Annotated in this window: 23 protein-coding genes and 1 riboswitch; of the genes, 6 read left to right on the top strand and 17 right to left on the bottom strand. The window is 35.1% G+C overall.

The annotated features are described in order from the left end of the window. Positions 1–5 precede the first annotated feature (5 nt). From EGX70_RS02175 to EGX70_RS02145, 7 genes are all read right to left on the bottom strand, one after another. On the bottom strand, positions 6–608 hold the full coding sequence (locus EGX70_RS02175) for a lysozyme family protein (RefSeq protein ID WP_000472259.1): 603 nt from the start codon (positions 606–608) through the stop codon (positions 6–8). Position 609: 1 nt separating this feature from the next. Further along, positions 610–1587 carry a nucleoid-associated protein gene (locus tag EGX70_RS02170; protein ID WP_000968655.1) on the bottom strand — a complete coding sequence of 326 codons (978 nt, stop codon included), beginning with the start codon at positions 1585–1587 and terminating at the stop codon, positions 610–612. A 4-nt stretch (positions 1588–1591) separates the two neighbouring features. Further along, on the bottom strand, positions 1592–2848 hold the full coding sequence (gene glyA / locus EGX70_RS02165) for a serine hydroxymethyltransferase (RefSeq protein ID WP_000575550.1): 1257 nt from the start codon (positions 2846–2848) through the stop codon (positions 1592–1594). Positions 2849–2939: 91 nt separating this feature from the next. Next, a complete protein-coding gene (locus EGX70_RS02160; RefSeq protein ID WP_000998735.1) occupies positions 2940–3536 on the bottom strand; it encodes an L-threonylcarbamoyladenylate synthase in 597 nt (198 codons plus the stop codon). After that, entirely contained in the window at positions 3529–4359 is an 831-nt protein-coding gene (gene prmC / locus EGX70_RS02155) for a peptide chain release factor N(5)-glutamine methyltransferase (RefSeq protein ID WP_001104948.1), read from the bottom strand. The genes EGX70_RS02160 and prmC overlap by 8 nt, the downstream gene beginning before the upstream one ends. After that, on the bottom strand, positions 4359–5438 hold the full coding sequence (gene prfA / locus EGX70_RS02150) for a peptide chain release factor 1 (RefSeq protein WP_001028826.1): 1080 nt from the start codon (positions 5436–5438) through the stop codon (positions 4359–4361). Before prfA ends, prmC begins: the two co-directional genes overlap by 1 nt. Positions 5439–5472: 34 nt before the next feature. Further along, the gene (locus tag EGX70_RS02145; RefSeq protein ID WP_000068112.1) at positions 5473–6042 is read right to left on the bottom strand and encodes a thymidine kinase; all 570 of its coding nucleotides are present in this window, start codon (positions 6040–6042) and stop codon (positions 5473–5475) included. A gap of 137 nt (positions 6043–6179) precedes the next feature. Here EGX70_RS02145 and EGX70_RS02140 point away from each other — a divergent pair, with 137 nt between their 5' ends. From EGX70_RS02140 to EGX70_RS02115, 5 genes are all read left to right on the top strand, one after another. Further along, positions 6180–6362, top strand: a complete 183-nt coding sequence (locus tag EGX70_RS02140) for a 4-oxalocrotonate tautomerase (RefSeq protein WP_001117229.1) — start codon at positions 6180–6182, stop codon at positions 6360–6362. Between the two features lie 148 nt (positions 6363–6510). Beyond that, positions 6511–7449 carry an FAD:protein FMN transferase gene (locus tag EGX70_RS02130; protein ID WP_001177176.1) on the top strand — a complete coding sequence of 313 codons (939 nt, stop codon included), beginning with the start codon at positions 6511–6513 and terminating at the stop codon, positions 7447–7449. Positions 7450–7466: 17 nt separating this feature from the next. Next, positions 7467–8069 (top strand): NADPH-dependent FMN reductase, encoded by a 603-nt coding sequence (locus EGX70_RS02125; RefSeq protein ID WP_000766628.1) that lies wholly within the window; start codon positions 7467–7469, stop codon positions 8067–8069. A 23-nt stretch (positions 8070–8092) separates the two neighbouring features. Then, positions 8093–9328 carry an NAD(P)H-dependent oxidoreductase gene (locus EGX70_RS02120; protein WP_000673645.1) on the top strand — a complete coding sequence of 412 codons (1236 nt, stop codon included), beginning with the start codon at positions 8093–8095 and terminating at the stop codon, positions 9326–9328. 98 nt (positions 9329–9426) lie between these two features. Continuing rightward, the gene (locus EGX70_RS02115; RefSeq protein WP_000051848.1) at positions 9427–10215 is read left to right on the top strand and encodes a formate/nitrite transporter family protein; all 789 of its coding nucleotides are present in this window, start codon (positions 9427–9429) and stop codon (positions 10213–10215) included. A 98-nt stretch (positions 10216–10313) separates the two neighbouring features. On the opposite strand, the gene EGX70_RS02110 is transcribed toward EGX70_RS02115, so the two are convergent. The 4 genes from EGX70_RS02110 to EGX70_RS02095 all read right to left on the bottom strand — a co-directional run bounded on the left by EGX70_RS02110 (position 10314) and on the right by EGX70_RS02095 (position 14949). Next, entirely contained in the window at positions 10314–11588 is a 1275-nt protein-coding gene (locus EGX70_RS02110) for a nucleobase:cation symporter-2 family protein (protein WP_000671140.1), read from the bottom strand. Further along, positions 11588–12169: a xanthine phosphoribosyltransferase gene (locus EGX70_RS02105; protein WP_000770389.1), complete on the bottom strand. Its 582-nt coding sequence runs from the start codon at positions 12167–12169 to the stop codon at positions 11588–11590. Before EGX70_RS02105 ends, EGX70_RS02110 begins: the two co-directional genes overlap by 1 nt. A 102-nt stretch (positions 12170–12271) precedes the next feature. Next, a riboswitch (purine riboswitch) is annotated at positions 12272–12367 on the bottom strand. 55 nt (positions 12368–12422) lie between these two features. Beyond that, positions 12423–13406: a GMP reductase gene (gene guaC, locus EGX70_RS02100; protein WP_000481327.1), complete on the bottom strand. Its 984-nt coding sequence runs from the start codon at positions 13404–13406 to the stop codon at positions 12423–12425. 202 nt (positions 13407–13608) lie between these two features. Next, entirely contained in the window at positions 13609–14949 is a 1341-nt protein-coding gene (locus tag EGX70_RS02095; protein WP_000162146.1) for an MFS transporter, read from the bottom strand. Positions 14950–15240: 291 nt separating this feature from the next. Here EGX70_RS02095 and EGX70_RS02090 point away from each other — a divergent pair, with 291 nt between their 5' ends. After that, positions 15241–15912: a hypothetical protein gene (locus tag EGX70_RS02090; RefSeq protein ID WP_000853102.1), complete on the top strand. Its 672-nt coding sequence runs from the start codon at positions 15241–15243 to the stop codon at positions 15910–15912. Positions 15913–15982: 70 nt separating this feature from the next. On the opposite strand, the gene EGX70_RS02085 is transcribed toward EGX70_RS02090, so the two are convergent. From EGX70_RS02085 to EGX70_RS02060, 6 genes are all read right to left on the bottom strand, one after another. Beyond that, a complete protein-coding gene (locus EGX70_RS02085; protein ID WP_001164949.1) occupies positions 15983–17983 on the bottom strand; it encodes a KUP/HAK/KT family potassium transporter in 2001 nt (666 codons plus the stop codon). 134 nt (positions 17984–18117) lie between these two features. Then, entirely contained in the window at positions 18118–18879 is a 762-nt protein-coding gene (locus tag EGX70_RS02080; protein WP_000625601.1) for an SDR family oxidoreductase, read from the bottom strand. Positions 18880–18940: 61 nt separating this feature from the next. After that, on the bottom strand, positions 18941–19933 hold the full coding sequence (pta, locus tag EGX70_RS02075; RefSeq protein ID WP_001257100.1) for a phosphate acetyltransferase: 993 nt from the start codon (positions 19931–19933) through the stop codon (positions 18941–18943). 25 nt (positions 19934–19958) lie between these two features. Next, a complete protein-coding gene (locus EGX70_RS02070) occupies positions 19959–20843 on the bottom strand; it encodes an RluA family pseudouridine synthase (protein WP_000667471.1) in 885 nt (294 codons plus the stop codon). Then, a complete protein-coding gene (locus tag EGX70_RS02065; protein WP_000192906.1) occupies positions 20840–21676 on the bottom strand; it encodes an NAD kinase in 837 nt (278 codons plus the stop codon). The genes EGX70_RS02070 and EGX70_RS02065 overlap by 4 nt, the downstream gene beginning before the upstream one ends. Beyond that, entirely contained in the window at positions 21651–22322 is a 672-nt protein-coding gene (locus EGX70_RS02060; RefSeq protein WP_000061344.1) for a GTP pyrophosphokinase family protein, read from the bottom strand. The genes EGX70_RS02065 and EGX70_RS02060 overlap by 26 nt, the downstream gene beginning before the upstream one ends. Positions 22323–22387: the final 65 nt, after the last annotated feature.

The raw sequence follows: 22387 nt of genomic DNA, 5'->3' as shown, positions 1-22387 counted from the left end.
CCTTCTTAAAACAACTCCATTATTTTTATCAAATAAAGGTTGAATTGAACTTCACGTGAGTAGTAAATATTACCACCATTTTTATAGAGCTTCCCTCCTGAAATTAAGGCGAGAGGATGATAGTAAAAGTAAGTGTCCCCGTTATAATTTCCTAGGCTGGGAGCTACAACATTTTTAGAGTAATTTTTGGCCAACTCAATGGAATTTTCACCCCCATGATCCGCTACATAATCAATATAAGAAGAACCAAAATTGTATGCTTGGACAGCAGTCCATACATCAACCTTAGCTTTTTTAGCTTGACTTATATTTTGTGACAACAGAGTGACGCCATGTTTAATACTGGTGTGGCTATCCGTAATACTGTTCGTAGTTCCACTGATACTTTCACTTGATTGCATCACATCTATAGCATCTCCCTTAGTTTCAGTATAAATCATAGATAATACTAAGTGCACATTAGCCTCTGAACCATTCTCTGCAAGAGTATTCTGCACTAAATCATGATATTGAAGCACTTTTTTAACATTTTCATGGATGATAACCAGACGGTACCCAATGAAAATAATAATAATTAATGCTATCAAACGTTTTAAAAATTTAAACATATTATTTATTTTGAATATCCTGTATGTTTTTGATTAGTATTGAGTATGTACCATCAGGGTTTTGGATAAATTCAACTGATTCGGCATCTTGGTAGACATTGTTGGGTACAATCAATTCAATACCATTTGAAAGAGATAGCTTCTGATTCTCTAACTTCTTAATTTGACGGGAATGATCAATATCACTTACTTGAACAGGTCCAGGTATTGCATCTTTCAATTCATCAACAAAAGTCAGCCTGGCTGTTAAATTATCATCAAATAATTGATCTGCTAATTTTTCTGGAGACAATTCTTGCTCTTCTTCTAAATTCTTATAAATAGCCGATTTCATTTTTGATTGGAAAGAAAAATCATCTTTGTTGAAATTTTCAGCAATTTTTTGAGCAGTCTGTTCAACCATTTTGATAGATTTTTTAACCGACTGTTCTGGTTGTACTTGTAATAAATTTTCAGAAAAATAATTAGCAAATGAACCATTGTGTTTGATACGCTTTTCAATTAAATAGTATTGCTTTGATGACTTGTTAACAACCAAAGCTTCATCTGGAGTTTGAGCAGCACTTGGAAGGTTATTCTGTGTTATTGTAATTGGCTGCTCTTGATTTTCAGAAACATGAGCAAATTGTTCCTTTAATGAGATTCGAAGAAAAGCAAAATGTTCCATTCCATCCTTGTCAAATTGAATAAAAACTAAGTCATTCGTTTTTTGATCTTCCGATATGACAAACTCTTCTTTCCAAAGTTGCGCAATTTGACAGGAAGAAACATATAAATCATCTTGTAAATGACTCATAAATACATTATCCTCTCCAAAATAGCCACGCTTAGCTTCATCAGAAAAAACTTTACTTAATTTTTTACGAAAGTAGTCATCAATCCTTGGAGTTAGGGTTAACGGAGTATCTGATAGCACTAACTCTGTGTCGTTAGGAGAAAACTGATGTATAATAATCTGTTTGATATAAAAATCCATCATAACATTAATTCTCATACAAGGGGAAAGCGTCCGTTAATGATTTAATTTCTTGACGAACTTCTGTGAGGATATCTTGATTTTCATGATTTTTGAGTGCCTTAATCATTAATTCAGCGATTCTTCGAGATTCTTCAACTCCCATTCCTCGACTAGTAATTGCTGGAGTACCAATTCGAATACCTGATGTTTTAAATGGTGATAGTCGCTCAAACGGTATAGAGTTCTTGTTAAGAGTGATATTGACTTCTTCAAGAACATTTTGTGCCTTTTTGCCATTCTCAATAACTTTTGTGACGTCTACTAAGAACAAATGATTATCAGTACCATCAGAAATCAAATGAAAGTCATCATCTTCTTTAAAAACTTTAGCCATGGCTTGAGCATTTTTAATAATATCCTCACCGTATATTTTAAAGGAAGGATCTAGGGCTTCTTTCAAAGCTACAGCTTTTGCAGCAATTACATGTTCTAATGGTCCACCTTGGAGTCCTGGAAAGACTGCAGAATTAATTTTTTTAGCAATTGCTTCATCATTGGTTAAAATCAAACCACCTCTAGGTCCACGTAGAGTCTTATGTGTTGTCGTTGTCGTTACATGAGCATAAGGAATAGGACTAGGGTGATGACCAGAAGCAACTAAACCTGCAATGTGAGCCATATCAACCATTAAGTAAGCATCTACTGCGTCTGCTATTTGACGAAATTTTTCAAAATCAATAATGCGAGAATAAGCCGATGCCCCTGCAACAATTAATTTAGGCTGCGTTTCCTGTGCTATTTTCAAAATGTTATCATAGTCTAGCATCTCCGTCTTAGGATCAACAGAATAAGAAACAAAATGATAAGTTTTTCCTGAGAAGCTAACTGAAGCGCCATGTGTTAAGTGCCCACCTGCTGCTAAGTCCATCCCTAAGACAGTATCTCCCGGCTCGATTAAAGCCATGTAAGCTGCTGCATTAGCCTGACTACCAGAATGTGGTTGAACATTAGCAAACTCAGCATTAAATAACGTCTTAGCTCGTTCTATAGCTAAACTTTCAACTACATCAACACAATCTGTTCCTCCATAATAACGATGACTAGGATACCCTTCGGCATATTTATTTGTCAAAACAGAACCTTGTGCTGCCATAACAGCTTTTGAAACAACGTTTTCTGATGCAATTAATTCAATATTATTTTGTTGGCGAATTTCCTCATCATGAATAGCCTGCCAAAGTTCTTGGTCAATTTCTTTAAAATTGTCTTTATCAAAAATCATTTTTTACTCCTTAAGCTCGTTATAACTTTTAAATAATGGTTTCAATCATTATATTTATCACATTTTTACTATTAGTTGCAAGATGATTAAATTAATTTTCAAAAATTAATTCAGGTATCGTAGCCGTTAGTACCTCTTGCGTGATTGCACCTTGCCTTAAAATCTTAACTCTATCACCAGACAAATCAATAATAGTAGAATCCACACCTGTCAATGCTTTATCATCTTCAATACCTAAAACTTGATGATTAAACTGTTTTTGAATTTCTGAGAACACACGACCACTATCACATCCAGAAATATTAGCAGAAGGACCAATCAGTGGACCATGGTTAGCAATCATATCAAGGGTTACAGGGTGCTTAGGCATCCGAAATCCTACGCTTAATAACCCAGAATTGATCCAATGCGGAACTTCTTGTGAAGCTTCCAAAATAATGGTTAGCGGTCCTGGTAAAAAAGCATCGTACAATTGCTTTAAATAGGTCGGTTGATTTTTAGAATATTTTAAAATAGTCTCAAAATCACATATATTTAAGTTCATAGCCTTATCACGAGGCCTTTTTTTAAGCTCATAGACGTGGTTCACAGCTTCTTCACTCAAAGCTTTGGCAAAAATTCCGTAGACTGTTTCTGTTGGCATAATAACTGCGCCATGATCCTCTAAAATCTGTCCCAAATCATTCATTATCTAATACCACCATTCTATCTTTACCAAATATATCTTTCAAAACTCTGCAACGATTGTTTGGAAAATATCTTTTCAATAAACTTCGTAAATCATCACCTTGTTTGTAACCTATTTCAAAATATAATTTACCTCTAGGTTGCAAATATTCTCTTGAGTTTTCAATGATTTTACGATAAATAGCTAATCCTTCTTCGTCTGCAAAAAGGGCACTATGAGGCTCTGAAGCTAGCACATTCTTCCCCACCTCGTCTTTGTCATTGTAAGAAATATAGGGAGGATTAGACACAATAATATCAAATTTACCTGAAATGTTACTAAAGACATCTGATTCTATAAAAGTCACTTCCGCATCACAATTATTAGCATTTTCCTTTGCCAAGTCTAATGCAGATACAGAAATGTCACTAGCTAGAACATCCCAAGAGGGGCGTTCTTTTTTTAGAGAAATGGCAATTGCTCCACTACCTGTACCAATATCTAAAACAGAACAATCTTCTACTTTATTCTCTGATAAGATTAGATCAACCAACTCCTCTGTTTCAGGCCTCGGAATTAAAACTCGTTCATCAACAAAGAAAATAAGGTCTCTAAAGTAAGCTTTACCTGTAATATACTGCGGTGATCTATGTTTTTTAAGCTGTTGAAAAATATTTTCCATTAATTGCTGATCAGTATCACTCACACTACTATTTTGATTTAAAAGGTAATCAGTTGTTGACCATTGTTTTAGGTCTTTTAATACATAAATAAAATTTTCGACTTCTTCACCACAAGCTTCTAATAACTGTCCGTAATGCTTGATTAACTGCGCATAATTCATTATTTATTTAAGGCTTCTAACTTTTGAGTCTGATCATACATAACAAGTGCATCAATAACTTCATCCATTTTTCCAGATAAAATAGTATCTAATTTTTGAAGTGTCAAACCAATACGATGATCTGTTACACGATTTTGTGGGAAATTATAAGTGCGAATACGTTCTGAACGATCACCAGTACCAACTGTTGATTTACGTTCAGCATCTTGTTCATCTTGAGCAATTTGCGCAAAATGGTCAGCAACACGAGCACGAATGATTTTCATCGCTTTATCACGGTTTTTTTGCTGAGTACGTTCTTCTTGCATTTCAACTTTGATTCCTGTAGGAATGTGTACCATACGAACTGCAGTAGCAACTTTATTGACGTTCTGACCACCAGCACCAGACGCGTGGTAAATATCGACGCGAAGGTCTTTTTGATCAATTTCGTATTCTACTTCTTCAACTTCTGGCATTACCAAAACAGTTGCAGTTGAAGTATGAACACGACCCTGACTCTCTGTCACCGGGACACGTTGAACACGATGAGCTCCTGATTCATATTTAAGCTTAGAATAAACTGACTGACCAGAAACCATAGCAACCACTTCTTTAATACCACCAACACCATTAACGGATGATTCCATAACTTCAAAACGCCATCCTTGAGTTTCAGCATATTTTTGATACATTGTTAAAAGATCACCAGCAAAAAGCGCTGCTTCATCGCCACCAGCAGCACCACGAATTTCTAAAATAATGTTTTTATCATCGTTAGGATCTTTAGGTAATAGAAGGATTTTTAATCTTTCTTCATACTCTTCTTTAGCTGCTTTTGATTCTTTAAGTTCTTCTTTAGCCATTTCTTCCAATTCAGCATCACCAGAAGCATCCTTGATCATTTCTTCAGCATCTGAAATATTTTGAATGACTTGCTTATATTCTCTATAAGCTGTGACAGTTTCTCGAGTATTAGCTTCTTCACGTGATAATTCCATAAATCGCTTTGTATCTGAAACAACATCTGGATCACTAAGTAACTCACCTAACTCTTCATAACGATCTTCAACTGCCTGCAATTGATCATAAATATTCATTTTTCTTTGTATCTCCTTTAAAACCGATTATCTTTTAAATATCTGGATTAAAATAATGTTTTCGACAAACTGGGATATATGTTTCATTACCACCAATTTGTATCTGATCACCTTCATAGACAGGTTTTCCGTTTTCTGTCCTTAAAACCATGGTTGCTTTCTTACTACAGTATTGGCAAATTGTTTTGATTTCATCAATCTTATCGGCCAATAATAGCAAATGTTTTGAACCTTCAAAAAGATTGTTTTGGAAATCATTTTTCAAACCAAAAGCCATGACTGGTACATCTAAGTCATCTACTACTCTAGCTAAATCGTAGACGTTTTTCTTACTCAAAAATTGACATTCATCAATTAAAATACAATAAGGCTTTTGTGGTAAATTCTGAATATAGGAGAAAATGTCCATATCATCTGAAATTGGAACTGCTTCACGACGCATTCCAATACGACTTGAAACGACTCCAAATTCATCTCGAGTATCCAAGGAGCTTGTCATAATAACCACAGGTTTTCCTTGTTCTTCATAGTTATGAGCAACTTTTAAAATTTCAATGGTTTTACCAGAATTCATTGTCCCATATTTATAATAGAGTTGAGCCAAAGCGGAAAATCCTACTTTCTATAGTATTCTACCTATTTTACCACAAAGGCTGAAGTTTTCCCAGCCATTGAAAACAGTGTGTACTTTTTCACAACATTATGTTACAATGATGCCCAATAACATAAAGGAGTAACATTATGCCATTTGTAAAAATTGACTTGTTTGAGGGACGCTCACAAGAACAAAAAAATGAATTAGCTCGCGAGGTTACTGAAGTAGTATCACGCATTGCAAAAGCACCTAAAGAAAATATCCATGTTTTTATCAACGATATGCCTGAAGGAACCTACTATCCTCAAGGTGAACTTAAGAAAAAATAAGAAATAGTAAAAGAGGTTACCCAGGTAACCTCTTTTGATAGTCTTTGCAAGCATATTTCTTGACAAATTGAAAATATTTGAAAATAAGTATTGATTTTCAAGTTAGAAAACGGTATCATTAGAATATATTGCTTTGGGGGTGGAAAATTTGCAACTTTCTCATAGTTTAAGACTCATGGGAACGACTATCGATATTCAAATTAATTCTAAAAATGCTCAAAAACAAATCCAAGAGGTCATAGAACTCTTGGAGCTCTACAAAAATCGCTTTAGTGCAAATGACTTTAATTCAGAGTTAATGGCTATAAATAATAACGCTGGTATCAAGCCTATTCAAGTACATCCAGACCTCTTTGAATTAATCACAATTGGGAAAGAGCACAGCTTAGCTAGGCCTGGTAACCTAAATATTGCTATTGGTCCTTTAGTGCAAACTTGGAGAATTGGATTTTCAGATGCTAAACTACCTAGCCCTAGTGAAATATCAGAAGCTATGATTTTATCTGACCCAACTCATATACTTCTAGATTCAAAAAATCAATCTGTTTTTTTAAATCAGATAGGAATGAAAATTGATTTGGGTGCACTTGCAAAAGGATATATCGCTGACAAAATTATAATCTATCTCAAAAATGAGATGATTGATTCTGCTATCATTAACTTAGGCGGAAACGTTTTAGTTCACGGAGATAATCCTAATCGTTCAGAAGGGTATTGGGTTATCGGTATTCAACATCCGAAAAAGAAACGGGGACAAAATATTGGAGCTGTCAAAATTAAAAACCAATCTGTTGTAACCTCAGGTACTTATGAACGCCGTCTAATTATTGACGATAAGGAATACCATCATATTTTTGATCGACAGACTGGTTATCCGATACAAACAGAGATGGCTAGCATTTCTATTGTTTCTAAACAATCCGTCGACTGTGAAATCTGGACCACAAGGTTGTTTGGCTTATCCATTAAAGAGGCTCTTGATATTTTAAACGCTGTTTCCTACATTGAAGGCATTATCATCACTAAAGATGATCGTATCTATTTATCTGATGGCTTAAAACATCATTTTCAACTATTTTATCATTAAGAAAGAGGATTTCTAATATGAAACTTATTGGCATCGTTGGAACTAACTCAAATAAATCAACAAATCGTCAATTATTACAATACATGCAACAACACTTTGCTGACAAAGCAGAAATTGAACTCATCGAAGTTAAAGACCTTCCGTTATTTAATAAACCTGCTGATAAAAATGTTCCCCAAGTAATTTTAGATATTGCTGCTAAAATTGAAGAAGCTGATGGTGTTATTATTGGTACGCCAGAATATGATCATTCTATACCTTCGGCCTTAATGAGTGTTTTAGCTTGGCTATCATATGGTATTTACCCACTTCTCAACAAACCCGTTATGATTACTGGTGCTTCATATGGAACACTTGGATCATCACGTGCACAATTACAATTACGTCAAATACTTAACGCTCCTGAACTAAAAGCAAGTGTTTTACCTGACGAATTCTTGTTATCACACTCTCTCCAAGCCTTTGATAAAGATGGCAACCTACACGATATCGAAACAAGTCAGAAGCTAGATGCTATCTTTGATGATTTTCGTCTTTTTGTTAAGATTACTGGTAAATTATCAAATGCTCGTGATTTACTTCAAAAAGAAGCAGAAAATTTTGACTGGGAAAGTTTATAAGAGTATAGAAGGGAATAACTAAGATGAAATTTGTAGGTATTGTTGGCTCAAATGCAGAGCAATCATATAATCGTATGTTGCTTGAATTTATTCGCAAGAATTTTAAAACCAAATTTGAATTGGAAGTCCTTGAAATCGATGATATTCCAATGTTTAATCAAGTCCAAAATTGGGAAGAAAGTTTCCAACTTCGTCTTCTTAATAATAAGATCACACGAGCTGATGGCGTTATTATTGCCACTCCTGAACATAATCATACTATTACGGCCGCTCTTAAAAGTGTGCTTGAGTGGCTCTCATTTGCTGTGCATCCACTCGAAAATAAACCTGTTATGATTGTCGGTGCTTCATATTATGATCAAGGCACATCACGTGCTCAAATACACCTTCGTAAAATCCTTGATGCTCCTGGCGTTAATGCTTACACACTTCCAGGAAATGAATTCTTATTAGGAAAAGCTAAAGAAGCCTTTGATGATAATGGAAACATTATCAATCCTGGGACTGTTCAATTTTTAGAAACTTGTCTTGATAATTTTATCAAATATGTAGGAGTTGTATCATCATTGAGAAAACCTAAAGCTATTGAATCTGAAGACCTCTACTGTCAGGGACAAATCGATACAACCATTACTGGTATCGATCCAGATGATCCTGATTGGTTAGACAAGGCAGCCGAGAAAGTTAACGCCGTTGAAGGGGATGCTTACGTTAAACTAGACAATGGTTTACTTACTGTTAACCAACTTAATATGTTTTTAAATGCTATGCCATTTGAGCTAACATATGCAGATGATAATAATCAATTTCTATATTACAATAATAATCATCCAGATCCAGATACAATGTTAGGAAAACGTGTTCGTGAACAAGTAGGAAACCGTATGGCCACAGTTCATGGTAGTTTACCACCGGCACGAATGAAAAATGTTGAATGGGTTATCGGTACTCTTCGTAATGGAAATCAAGAATATGTACGTACAGTCGTTCCTGGTACACCTCCAGAAGTTATCAATACTCACAACTATCAAGCTATGTACTACCCAGACGGATCTTATGCTGGTATTAATGAAATTATCTTTAACTTTAAACCGTGGTTAGATTGGTACCTCCAAACTACTGGACAACGTTTGGTCGGTGGAACTACTGCTGCTCCTGGAGCTTCAGCAGTTGACGCTACTTCTAGCGCTTCAACTAGCACAGAGGATGCTCCCGTTGATCAAGCCACAGATGCCACTTCTGGTGCCTCTGAACATTAATCTCCTCGCTTTTGAGGATCTGATACCTTAAAAAGATATCAAGATCCTCCTTTTTAAGATTTAATCAAGTTAATAAAATCACATAAAAGGAATATACTATGTCACTTTTTCAAGAAAAAATTGCTTACAATTGCGCTAAAAAGGAAGCGCTTTATAAAGAGAGTTTAGGACGCTACGCCTTGAGATCAATGCTAGCAGGGGCTTATTTGACAATGAGTACTGCTGCCGGTATCGTCGCAGCTGATACTATTGGTAAAATTTCTCCTGCTCTATCAGGTTTTGTATTTGCTTTCATCTTTAGTTTTGGACTTATTTATGTTTTAATATTTAATGGTGAATTGGCGACATCTAATATGCTTTATCTCACTGCAGGAGCCTATAATAAAAATATCTCTTGGAAAAAAGCCATAACAATTTTAATTTATTGTACTTTTTTCAACCTCGTTGGTGCTTGTATATTAGCTTGGTTGTTTAATCAATCGTACTCATTCCAGCATTTAACAAATGATAGCTTTTTAGGGCATGTCGTTGCTAAAAAGTTAGGAAAACCTAGTTCAGGAGCTTTCCTAGAAGGTATTATTGCTAATATGTTTGTGAATTTAGCTATCCTTGCTTACATGTTATTAAAAGAAGAATCGGCAAAAATGACGGTTATTTTATCTGCTATTTTTATGTTTGTTTTTCTATCAAACGAACACTTAATTGCTAATTTTGCATCCTTTATGTTAGCTGCTTTTAGCCATATCGAACATATTAAAGGTTTTACTCTTTTAAACGTTATCCGCCAATGGACACTTGTATTTTTTGGTAACTGGATAGGAGGGGGCGTTTTCATCGGCCTAGCCTATGCTTGGTTAAATAAAACAAAAACTTCTCACCATGAATAAAGGAAAAACTGAGTAATTTATTACTCAGTTTTTCTTTTATATTCTCATCATGAAATCAATAACTAAAAATTAACTTTTTTGATAAATAAAGAAAAGTATCATATTAATTTTTTAGGCAATCCATTCAAAATGATATTTAAAACAACAGCTGTCAGGGTTGAGATAACAATACCATTTGTCAAAAACATTTGTAAAGTATTAGGAAGACTAATGAAGAGATTTGTCCCATTAAAACCTACTCCTGCTGCAATTGATACGGCTGCAATGATAAAGTTATGCTCATTATGCTCAAAATCAACCTGATTAAGCATTTTCATCCCTTGAAGTGCTACCATACCAAATAAAACTAACATAGCACCACCAAGAACTGGACTTGGAATCATTTGAGCCATTGCGCCAAATTTAGGTAACAAGCCAAGTATAACTAAGAAGAGAGCTGTAAAATATATCGGCTTACGCGTACGTATCCCAGATATCTGTACCAGTCCCACATTTTGAGAAAAACCGGTATATGGAAAGGTATTAAATAAGCCGCCAAGTAATACTGCCAATCCTTCTGAACGGTAACCATTACGAAGTCTCTTACTGTCTAATTTATCGTTTGTAATATCTGAAAGCGCAAGGTAAACACCTGTTGATTCTACCATAGAAACTGTTGCAATAATACACATCATTAAAATAGAAGTAAATTCAAATCTAGGAGCTCCAAAATAAAATGGCTTCGGAATATGTACAAGTGGTGCTTCTGCTACCACAGAAGCATCAACTAAGCCCATAAATGCTGCAAGAATTGTACCTGATATGAGTCCAATAAGGATTGAAATTGACTTCAAAAAGCCTTTTGCGAAAATATTAATTAATAAAACAACACCAATCGTTACCAGTGATAAAGTTAAAGATTGTAAGCTCGGTTCTTTTGCATTATCACCCATATTTCCCATCGCAACTGGTATTAATGTCAAACCAATTGTAGTAATAACTGATCCTGTTACAATTGGAGGAAAGAAATTTGCAACTTTAGAAAAAATGCCAGCAACTAAAACGACATATATTCCTGAAGCAATTAAAGCTCCAAACATATAGCCGGAACCTTGTTGTGCACCAATAATTGATAAAGGAGCTACAGACTGAAAGGCACACCCTAATACAACTGGAAGACCCACTCCAAAGTGCTTACTTAATTGTAATTGTAATAAGGTGGCAATCCCACACATAAAAATATCTGTCGCAATAAGATAAGTTAGTTGCTCAGCATTATAACCAAGAGCACTAGCAATCATGATAGGTACAAGAATGGATCCTGCATACATAGCTAACAGGTGTTGCAAGCCTAGAAGTGCTGCTTGCGAGTTACTTTGCTCATTAAATTTCATTAAGCATCAGCCTCCGCAAAAACAACTCGACCATTTTCAAACGCTTTAATACGAGCAAGAGAAGTAACTGGAACACCTGTTTTTTCTAACAAATCACGCCCATCTTGGAAAGATTTTTCAATAACGATTCCGATACCAGCAACCTTAGCTCCAGCTTGACCAATAATTTCAAGTAATCCTTTAGCCGCTTGACCGTTTGCTAAAAAGTCATCAATGATGAGTACAGTATCATCGTTAGATAAAAAGCGACTCACAATAGAAACTTGACTCGTAACTTGCTTTGTAAAAGAATACACTTCAGCAGTTAAGATACCTTCAGTCATAGTAATGTTCTTAGCTTTTTTAGCAAATATCATTGGTACGCCCAATGCTTGAGCTGCGTACACTGCTGGTGCAATTCCAGATGCTTCAATCGTAACAACCTTCGTAATGCCGGCTTCTTTATATTTATCAGCAAAAACTTTACCTATTTCCTGCATTAACTCAAAATCTACCTGATGAGTCAAAAAAGAATCAACCTTTAAAATGTTCTCACCTAAAACATCACCATCTTTAAGAATACGTTCTTCCAATAACTTCATAATAACCCCTTCACTCTTTAGAAAATAAAAAATAACTTACCTCAATCAGAGGACACAAATCTCCTCTAATTTATCGCTTCATTAACATGAACCAACAGGCAAGCTATTTATTAGCTTACTTATTGTTAGACATTACGGTGTCTTGTAGAGACGCTAAGCCAATCCTCAGCATAAATAAGTAAATCATATATTTAATTGTTATGTATGATAGATAACTATTGTAACATTTTTAATTAAGATTTCAAGATTTAATTTAAATGGAATCACCATTCCAAATAGAATTTTTAACAATAACGTAATCAACGTGTCTCAAGCTATCCAATTCTTTTCCTCCTGCGTAAGAAATAGAACTTTGCAAATCTTGTTGCATTTCTGTCAAAGTATCCTCTAGTCGCCCTTTAACAGGTAATAGAATTTTCTTACCTTCAACATTTTTATGTTCTCCCTTTTGATATTCAGAAGCTGAGCCATAGTATTCTTTAAATTGCTGTCCATCTACTTCCACAAGTTTTCCAGGACTTTCAAGGTGACCAGCAAACAGCGAACCAATCATTACCATACTAGCACCAAAGCGGATAGATTTTGCAATATCCCCATGTGTTCGAATACCACCATCAGCAATAATTGGCTTACGAGCAGCTTTAGAACACCAACGTAAGGCAGCTAATTGCCAACCTCCAGTACCAAAACCTGTCTTGACTTTAGTAATACAAACTTTACCAGGTCCAATACCAACTTTAGTTGCATCTGCACCTGCATTTTCCAATTCTCTAACAGCTTCAGGCGTTCCTACATTTCCAGCAATAACGAAAGTTTCTGGAAGCTCTTGTTTAATGTGTTGGATCATCTCTATAACACTGTTAGAATGGCCATGTGCAATATCAATAGTGATAAACTCAGGAGCATCTTCTTTCAGACTTGTCACGAAGTCATATTCATAGTCTTTGACCCCAACCGAAATCGATGCAATTAAACCTTTATCATGCATACGCTTGATAAAAGGTTTTCTTTCTTCTTCATTAAAACGGTGCATAATATAAAAATAACCTTCACACGCTAATGTTTCAGCTACCTCTTCATCAATAATAGTCTGCATATTAGCAGGGATTACTGGAAGTTTAAAGGTATAGTTTCCAAGTTTGACACTTGTGTCAGCTTGTGAGCGGCTAGATATAATACACTTGTTTGGTATTAATTGAATATCTTCATAATCAAAAACAGGAATATCGTTAAACATAATGGTTCTCCTAATGAGTAAAATGACCTTCCTATAACTTTGTATAACAAAGCATCGCTAGGTAAAAACATACCTTTCCTTTTTAAATTATAGACTTTATTTATTTTTAGTCAATTTTTGATCAATTTATTTGAATAATGTTCGTTTTTTCAAAATAAATGTAAAATCCTATAGAGCAGTACTCTATAGGATTTTACATTTATTATATTGCTTTTCTTTTTCGAAGATAAGTTAATCCTACAATAGCTAAGATAACAACAATGATAACGAATAGAACTGCAAATTGACTACCGATTATAGCTCCATTTTTCGGAATAGCTACTTGTCCGATGGTAAAAATTTGTGAGGCTACTGCGGTTGCAAAAGCTCCCGCAAATTGTTGTAGTGTATTTAAGATACTATTACCATCCGCTGACTGTGCTGGCTTTAGTTTTGTTAAAGCTGTCGTAACCATATTACTTGCTCCAATCCCCATACCAATTTTAGTAAGAATATCAAAGGCTAAAAGTACTACAACAAACTTCGCAGGAATGAATATAGCTGTACCAATTAAACCTATCAAAGAAAGGGAGATACCTATCATAATTGGCTTAAATGCACCAATTTTATCCAGGAGATAACCTGCAAAAGGGGATAAAAAAACTACTGCTATTGCACCTGGAAACATAAACAAACCAGCTTTGGTTGAAGTTTGATGTAAAACAAGTTGCAAGAGGTTAGGTAATAAGAACGAAAGTGCTAGAGGAATCATTTGAAAAGCCAGGACGCCATACAATAAGATTGAGAAATCTTTATCTTTAAAAACATTCAAATTCAAAAATTCTAGCTGTTTATTTAAATAGTAAAAAATAACAAAACTAACAATAGCTACTAATAAGTAAAAAATAGACATCTTTTCAATAGCTAAAAGAAGGGTTGCCAAGCCAATACCTAAACTGACAAAGGCAGGAAAATTGAGTTTATCATTAATTCTTACTTGACGTTTGGGAATAGAAGCCAAACCTATAAAGGTAGATATGATAAGTATTGGTGCCAGAAGCATAAAAATCATCTTCCATCCTAACATTCCTGAAATGACACCACCATAAGTAGGTCCAACTGCCGGTGCTAAAAGTGTGACCATAGCAGCTACTCCCATCATTAGTCCTCTACGCTCCATCGGGATTTGTGTAAGAATGATATGAAACAATAAAGGGAGGGCTAATCCTGTCCCAACACCTTGCAAGACTCTCCCTACTAACAATATAGCTAAATTAGGGGCAAAGCTATCAATTAAAACACCAGATAAAAAAAGCACATTTGCCAATGTAAAAATTTGTCTCTCTGATAAATTTTTAATCATAAATGCTGACAAAGGCACAGTCACAGCAACAGCTAACAAATTTCCTGTTGTCACCCATTGAATAACAGCGGGGTTAACCCCAAATTCTTTCATCAAAAGCGGAAAAGTGACATTCATAGATGTTTCAATAAGAATCCCTGAAAAACCTAATATAGCCGTTGTAATTATGGCAGGCATAATACGCCATCCCTTTTTAGTCATTAAAATCTCCTTACTTTGATTATTATCATAAAATAGAGCACCCCGCTAAATCAAGGTGCTCCATTTAATTCATTAGAATTAAAATTAAATTGTTTATATTAGTTGTCAAAGGACAATCAACAGTTCTTATTATATCAAATAAAGCTAAGAAAAACAAAGAGTTTTTTGAATATTAATGCCTTCACTTTCTTATCTATTCTCTACCCATCAATCACCACTTCAGAGAACATAACAATTGCAATTTACTCTTAATACCGTTATCATGTTCATATGCTAATACCCAAGAAAATAGTGGCTTTTGCCTCAAATGAATCTGAAAATAATTTCTTTATTACGTTAAAGACTTACTTTAATTATTTGTTTTCTATTCAAATCATTACAGATATTTCAACTCTCAATCATGCAGATTTTGACGGTAGCTTTGCATTCCATGATATAGAAACTAGCATACCTCATCTGGTAATTGACTCCAACTACTTAGCGATTAGTCAGACTAACTCAAAAACAGAGGCTAACGATATTAAAACGTTCTCGGAACTCTCCAAAACAATGACCGAGTTTCACTATATGCTAAATTTTGACTTATTTAACCATCTCCCATATCGTTTTAGATTGCATAATAAGGACGGTCAAACAATTTATTCGAACCATAAACCTGAAGATCCTTTTGATATTTATCCTGAAGAAGAATATCCTATAGACAAATGGGTTCAAAACAGTCTAATAGAGAAAAAAGCGAAAGAGCTACATTTACTCTTACCTGGCGCATCACAAGATTATATTCTAGTACAATCTTATAAACGCTTAGAAAATGATAGTGGGCAACTAGTTGGTTATATTGAACATGTCCATAATATTAAACCACTATTAGAGGGGTATTTAAAAGAATCCGGTCAAGCTATCGTTGGATGGTCTGATGTCACGTCTGGTGCTTCTATCTCTAACGATGATTTTGAACTATAATCCACTCGTCACTCTAAAAAGAAAACTAATAACTAAAAGGCACTGGTTTAATTCCAGCGCCTTTTATTAATCAATCTCCAGTTGTTGTAAGTTCAATTTTTTCTTTAATTGGTAGACCTCGATTAGCTGTAAAAATCAAAGGAACTACTTCTGTTGTAACTTCGGAAAATTGTAGACCAAACCATCGTATTGGTGTTGCTGTCCAATGCTTTACAGATGATTTCATTAGCATAACAAATCGTTCACCAGGTTTTAGGTTTTGACTGCTTGAAAAACGTTCATCAAGGACAATAAACCTAAAATCTCCTACTTTACTATCAGGTCTAACGCTGTATGTCTTTCCTTGTTTAGGCAGACGTCCACTTTCAAGTAATTCTTCTACAATCGTACGAAGATAGCGTGACACAGTCTGACGCATCTTAAATCCAAGGTAAAGTTCTACCTTCACAATGAAGTCGGTTCCCATCATGTCAACTTTATACTCAGCTGTATAAGGTTCATCAGTGACCTTAATGTTTACAAACCAATAAACTTGTGCTTTTTTAGGGCGCTTATCAAGGATAGAATACATGATAGACTTATCAATCATGTCTCCCTCCATACGATTTGTCAAATAAACAACGTTAGTATGATAAATCGGATAACGATGATCATGTCTAAGTTTATCTAATTGTCCGATGTAATCTTTTAAATCCAACAACTTAACATAACGCGAAACAATTTTACTACCTTTATACCAGATAGTCATGATGAATATAATTGCTACTGCTATAATAACAACAACATAGCCTCCATGCATAAATTTAACAGCTGAAGCAAGGAAGAAGATTCCCTCTAAAATACCAAAGAAAATCATCATCAATAAGACTAAACCTCTTTTTACTCCTTTTTGAATTAAAAAGAAAGACAGTAAAATAGTTGTCATTAGCATCGTAATTGTTATCGCTAATCCATATGCTGCTTCCATGTGCGCTGAAGTCTTAAAAAGCAAAACAATAGAGGTTGTAATGGCAAATAAGAACCAATTAATAACAGGTATGTAGGTTTGACCAATATTGTCACCAGGATAAGTTGAACGAAATTGTGGGAATATTTTTAGTCGCATAGCTTCAGAAACTAAGGTAAATGATCCAGAAATCAGTGCCTGTGAAGCGATGATAGCTGCCAAAGTAGCTAAAATAACGACATGCATTGTAAATTGCGAAGGAATACTAGCAAAAAAGGGATTCAATTCATTTCCTGCGTTCTTATTAGCTAAAATCCATGCCCCTTGCCCACAATAAGAAAGTATAATGGCAACCTTAACGAACGGCCATGAAACATGTATATTTCCACGCCCAACATGACCTAAGTCAGAGTATAGTGCTTCTGCCCCCGTTGTCGCCAGGAAAATAGATCCTAAAATAAAAATACCTTTATGATTCTCTGGACTAAATAACAATTTCAAACCGTAGTATGGATTAATTGCTTTGAAAACTTCTGGATGGGCAAAACTATTAAGGAGACCGCTAATACCTAAAAAGGCAAACCATATAAACATAATTGGCCCAAATAATTTCCCAATAACACCCGTTCCAAACCTTTGGATGGCAAAAAGTAACAGTAAAATAAACAAGGTCGCAAAAATAACATTACTCTGATTCTGGAAAATATGCTGCAAACTAGGAACTACTTTTAATCCTTCAACGGCTGAAGTTACGGTTACAGCTGGCGTCAAAGCTCCATCTGACAACAAGGTTGCACCTCCAATAACAGCCGGAACAATTAACCAAGGTGTCATTTTTCTAACAAGGGTATATAAAGAAAAAATACCACCTTCGTGGTGATTATCCGCCTTTAAAGCTACAAGCACATACTTGATAGTTGTAATAAGTGTCAAGGTCCATATGATTAAAGATATAGAACCTAAGATAAACGATTCTGTGACACTAGAAATACCACCTTGGTTTTCAACCAATGATTGCATCGTATAGAGTGGGCTTGTACCAATATCTCCATAAACAATGCCTAAAGCAATAATAAATCCTGCTTTTGATGCTTTATCAAAAGAAGAATGATTGACATGTTGCATTTCTGCCAACCCTCCGATTAAATAATATTAGTCAAAAAAATGGCTGAACTCATTATAGCAGATTAAGTTAAAAAAACAACACTTATCTATAAAAAGACCAGAAATTATTAAAGCGTTTCCTGGTCTTTACTATTTTAATAACGATAAACAGGTTGAGGTCCATAAGTTTGACTGACTGGCATTATTTCTATGCGATTAATATTAATGTGTTCTGGTTGGCTAGCAACCCATGACACGGTATTAGCAATATCCTCTGCTTGAATTGCATGCGCACCTTCATAAAGTTTTTCAACTCTTTTATGATCTCCTTTGAAACGTACAGTTGAAAATTCTGTCCCTTCACATAAACCGGGTTCTAGGTTAGTAACTCTGATTTTAGTTCCAGCTAAATCGGCACGCAAGTTGAGAGAAAATTGTTTTACAAAAGCTTTTGATGCGCCATAGACATTAGCTCCTGGATAAGGAATTGTTCCTGCGGTTGATCCCAAATTGATAATTAACCCTCTATTAACTTCTACCATTTTCGGTAAAATGCATCGTGTCAAGTAAATTAATCCTACAACGTTAGTATTAATCATAGTCATCCAATCTTCAAAATCAGCTTCATATGATTTATCCAATCCAAGTGCTAAACCTGCATTATTAACCAACAAATCAATTGATTGCAAATTTTTAGGCAGACTTTCTAAAGCTTTGTCAACCGATTCTCTACTTGTAATATCCATTTGAAGTGGATAAAAGTAACCCTCTGAAAACTTTTCTCCAAGGCATTTTAATTTATCCATTCGACGAGCACAACCAATAACGCTATAACCATCTGAAACTAATTTAGTAACAATAGCTGCACCAAAACCAGCAGATGCCCCCGTCACAAGCGCAACTTTACGTGATATCATAAATACTCCTCCTCTAGTATATAGAAAAACGAGCTAGGAAAAATCCTTCTCGTTTTATAACTTATTTTGATTTCTCATCAATAGCTTGAGCAGCTGTAATGATAGCAAGTTTGTAAATATCTTCAGCACTTGATCCACGTGATAAATCATTTACTGGAGCATTCAATCCTTGTAAGATCGGTCCGATTGCTTCAAACATACCCAAACGTTGTGCAATTTTATAGCCAATATTTCCTGATTGAAGGTCTGGGAAAATAAAAACATTTGCTTTTCCAGCAACATCACTATTAGGAGCTTTAATTTCTGCAGTTTCCGGAACAAAAGCTGCATCAAATTGTAATTCTCCATCAACAGCTAATTCGGGAGATAAATCTTTGGCAATTTTAGCTGCTTCTTGAACTTTTTCAGCTTGAGGCGCTTTTGCACTTCCTTTTGTTGAAAAACTAAGCATAGCAATCTTGGGATTAATATCAAATATTTTGGCTGTATCCGCAGTATTTACTGCAATTTCTGCTAGCTCTTGTGCATTAGGATCAATGTTAATAGCACAGTCAGCAAAAATATAACGTTCTTGTGTACTTTCACGGTTCATCAAGAATACACCTGAAGTGCGTGAAATTCCTGGTTTTGTTTTAATAATTTGAAGAGCAGGACGTACAGTATCAGCTGTTGAATGAATGGCCCCTGATACCATACCATCTGCCAAACCAAGTTTTACTAACATAACCCCAAAATAGTTAACATCCTTCAAAAGACGATCTGCATCTTCCATAGTAGCTTTGCCTTTACGAATCTCAACAAAAGCTTCTTTCATCTCTTCAAATTTTTCGTATTGTTCAGGGTCAATAACGCTATAATCTTGATCAACAAAACCAAGTCTTGCCAAAGAATCGTGAACTTCGTCAGCCTTACCTAAAATAACAGGATCCACAAGACCTTCAAATTTCAAACGAGCTGCTGCACGTAATACACGTTCATCGCTTCCCTCAGGGAAAACAATCTTAACATAATCACTTGCAACTTTTTCTCTTAAACCACCAAATAAGGAACGCATATATATAAAACCTTCTATTTCTAAATTAATGTAATTCCATGATAACGCTGTCAAAGTCATCTGTCAAGTCTAGCGTCTGTTTATTTATTTTTCCCATAAAAGGGTCGTAAAAAGACAAAGAATGACAATGCAATGCTTGCCTGTTTATTCCTAGATCCATACGTCCTCCGTACAAATCATCTCCCAAAAGAGGAAAGCCGATATGAGCAAAGTGAACTCTAATTTGATGAGTACGCCCTGTATGTAATTTGATATCCACTAATCTAACATCACCATAACGAGCAACTACTTGATAACTAGTATGTGCATATTTGCCTGATTCATGGACTCGCCTCGTAATAATACTATCAACATCTCGTGCAATAGGAGCTATAATATCACCACTATCTGCTAAATCACCACTCCCTGATACTAATGCATAATACCTTTTTTCAATTGCTTTAGCCTGAAGTTGTTTATCTAGACGAGCATGGGCATAACCATGCTTGGCGAATAACATTAATCCACTTGTATCTCGATCCAACCGGGTCACAATATGGACCTGCTGATTGGCATAGTTATTAGACACATAATAGTGTTTTATAAAATTAGCAATTGTATTTGAATGAATAGAGCTAGGAATACTAGCGAAACCAAAAGGTTTATTTAAAATCAAAAAATGATCATCCTCATAAACAATATCTAAATCGTGAGGTACTGGTTCCAAAGTTTCGTGAGAAGGCTCGTCAGGAATATCTATCGTAACAACATCGCCAATCTCTAATAAGAAAATAGCGTTCTGCTCTTCACCATTGACAAAAATCTTACCACCTCTGTACTTAATCTTTGCTAATAACCCCCTTGAAACATCATGACTTTTCAAAAGTGTTTTAACTTTGCACCTTTCTTCTGCTATGTATTCAAATTTCAATGTTCAGGTTCTCCGATAAAAGCATCGTTAACACGTTCCCAAAAGCTAGTGTGACTTGGAGTTGAAACAAAGTTAATACTTTTTTCGTCAATACTATATTCTATTTTGGTAACATTTTTGTAATGGACCGTTTTGTTATCTATAGAAATTGTATAGACACCAACTCGTTTAGGAACTATCTCTATAGCATCTTTTTTGGGGATGATAACCGATGACCCCAAGGTACGATAGACGCGATTATTAAGACTAGAAATTTCTGTTAGTTGCAAGGCTTCTATCGTTGGGTGGAGTACTGCCCCCCCTAGTGATTTATTGTAAGCAGTACTACCGGTTGGTGTAGAAACTAAAATGCCATCTCCCCTAAACCTTTCAAATACCACTTGATTAATAACAACATCCGCTACCATTGTTTTTTCAATACGCTTAATAGTAGACTCATTTAAAGCACGCGCACGAATAACTCGACCATCTTCAAGGGTAATAGTTACTTTCAAAATGGGATAGGAGATTTGTTCACCTTCATCATTTTTCAAATTATTAATTAATGTGTCAACTTCAAAATCTCGATAGTCTGTATAAAACCCTAAATGTCCTGTATGAACACCGACAAACCTTACTTTATCCAGTTGTTTTTCGTACATATGGAAGGCTGACAAAAGCATACCATCTCCACCAATAGAAATGACAATATCAGGATCCTTTTTTGATAAATAAAAATCAGGATCATGTTTAAAAGCAGCAAAGAGCTTTGAGGCTACACGCTTGCTTTGATATTTTCCGTTAGCAATTATAGCAACACGTGTTGCTCTATCTGTAAAATTCATCTGTGTCATCACTATTTCCTACACCATCGCTCAATTTTCGATTTAAAGGATCAAATAAAAGCTGTGCTTCACGAATATCTTCGCGAATCTTACGCATTTCTTCATCCAATTCTAAAGCGATTTTTGCTGTTTTCTCCAGTCTTTGTTTAATTTCTTCAGGGAAGTCCCCCTGATACTTGTAATTTAATGAATGTTCGATGGTTGCCCAAAAATTCATAGCCAGAGTTCTAATTTGTATTTCTGCTAAAACTTTCTTTTGTCCATCTATTGTGTCTACAGGATACTCTACAACGACATGATATGAACGATATCCACTAGATTTCATATGGGTAATATAGTCTCGCTCCTGAACCACTGTCATGTCATGACGTTTTCTCAATAAGGCAAGGACTTCATCAACGTCATCTACAAATTGTACCATGATACGAAGACCTGCAATATCTTGCAAGTCCTGAGCAAGATTTTCTTCTGAAATACCACGTAAAACCATCTTTTCTTGAATACTTTCAACCGACTTTACGCGTCCAGTAACAAATTCTATTGGAGAGTGACGATTTTGCTTTCTAAATTGTTTACGAATACCACGAAGCTTTATTTTTAATTCACCAACCGTTTGAATATAAGGGTCTAGAAATGTTTCCCAATCCATTGACATTCTAATCCTCCAAAATATTTAATGTACTCTCTTGTAAAATAAACTTTTTTTCTATAAAATTAACA

Origin of the sequence: Streptococcus sp. FDAARGOS_522 (assembly GCF_003812445.1) — a bacterium.
GTDB classification, from domain to species: Bacteria; Bacillota; Bacilli; order Lactobacillales; family Streptococcaceae; genus Streptococcus; species Streptococcus agalactiae.
Note: the sequence above shows the minus strand (reverse complement) of the source record. Positions and strands in the feature narration are given on the sequence as shown.

What these genes read in the sequence shown, in the direction of transcription:
- EGX70_RS02175 (WP_000472259.1), bottom strand. Translation starts at nt 608, where the DNA reads ATGTTTAAATTTTTAAAACGTTTGATAGCATTAATTATTATTATTTTC.
- EGX70_RS02170 (WP_000968655.1), bottom strand. Translation starts at nt 1,587, where the DNA reads ATGATGGATTTTTATATCAAACAGATTATTATACATCAGTTTTCTCCT.
- glyA (WP_000575550.1), bottom strand. Translation starts at nt 2,848, where the DNA reads ATGATTTTTGATAAAGACAATTTTAAAGAAATTGACCAAGAACTTTGG.
- EGX70_RS02160 (WP_000998735.1), bottom strand. Translation starts at nt 3,536, where the DNA reads ATGAATGATTTGGGACAGATTTTAGAGGATCATGGCGCAGTTATTATG.
- prmC (WP_001104948.1), bottom strand. Translation starts at nt 4,359, where the DNA reads ATGAATTATGCGCAGTTAATCAAGCATTACGGACAGTTATTAGAAGCT.
- prfA (WP_001028826.1), bottom strand. Translation starts at nt 5,438, where the DNA reads ATGAATATTTATGATCAATTGCAGGCAGTTGAAGATCGTTATGAAGAG.
- EGX70_RS02140 (WP_001117229.1), top strand. Translation starts at nt 6,180, where the DNA reads ATGCCATTTGTAAAAATTGACTTGTTTGAGGGACGCTCACAAGAACAA.
- EGX70_RS02125 (WP_000766628.1), top strand. Translation starts at nt 7,467, where the DNA reads ATGAAACTTATTGGCATCGTTGGAACTAACTCAAATAAATCAACAAAT.
- EGX70_RS02120 (WP_000673645.1), top strand. Translation starts at nt 8,093, where the DNA reads ATGAAATTTGTAGGTATTGTTGGCTCAAATGCAGAGCAATCATATAAT.
- EGX70_RS02115 (WP_000051848.1), top strand. Translation starts at nt 9,427, where the DNA reads ATGTCACTTTTTCAAGAAAAAATTGCTTACAATTGCGCTAAAAAGGAA.
- EGX70_RS02110 (WP_000671140.1), bottom strand. Translation starts at nt 11,588, where the DNA reads ATGAAATTTAATGAGCAAAGTAACTCGCAAGCAGCACTTCTAGGCTTG.
- EGX70_RS02105 (WP_000770389.1), bottom strand. Translation starts at nt 12,169, where the DNA reads ATGAAGTTATTGGAAGAACGTATTCTTAAAGATGGTGATGTTTTAGGT.
- guaC (WP_000481327.1), bottom strand. Translation starts at nt 13,406, where the DNA reads ATGTTTAACGATATTCCTGTTTTTGATTATGAAGATATTCAATTAATA.
- EGX70_RS02095 (WP_000162146.1), bottom strand. Translation starts at nt 14,949, where the DNA reads ATGACTAAAAAGGGATGGCGTATTATGCCTGCCATAATTACAACGGCT.
- EGX70_RS02085 (WP_001164949.1), bottom strand. Translation starts at nt 17,983, where the DNA reads ATGCAACATGTCAATCATTCTTCTTTTGATAAAGCATCAAAAGCAGGA.
- EGX70_RS02080 (WP_000625601.1), bottom strand. Translation starts at nt 18,879, where the DNA reads ATGATATCACGTAAAGTTGCGCTTGTGACGGGGGCATCTGCTGGTTTT.
- pta (WP_001257100.1), bottom strand. Translation starts at nt 19,933, where the DNA reads ATGCGTTCCTTATTTGGTGGTTTAAGAGAAAAAGTTGCAAGTGATTAT.
- EGX70_RS02065 (WP_000192906.1), bottom strand. Translation starts at nt 21,676, where the DNA reads ATGACACAGATGAATTTTACAGATAGAGCAACACGTGTTGCTATAATT.
- EGX70_RS02060 (WP_000061344.1), bottom strand. Translation starts at nt 22,322, where the DNA reads ATGTCAATGGATTGGGAAACATTTCTAGACCCTTATATTCAAACGGTT.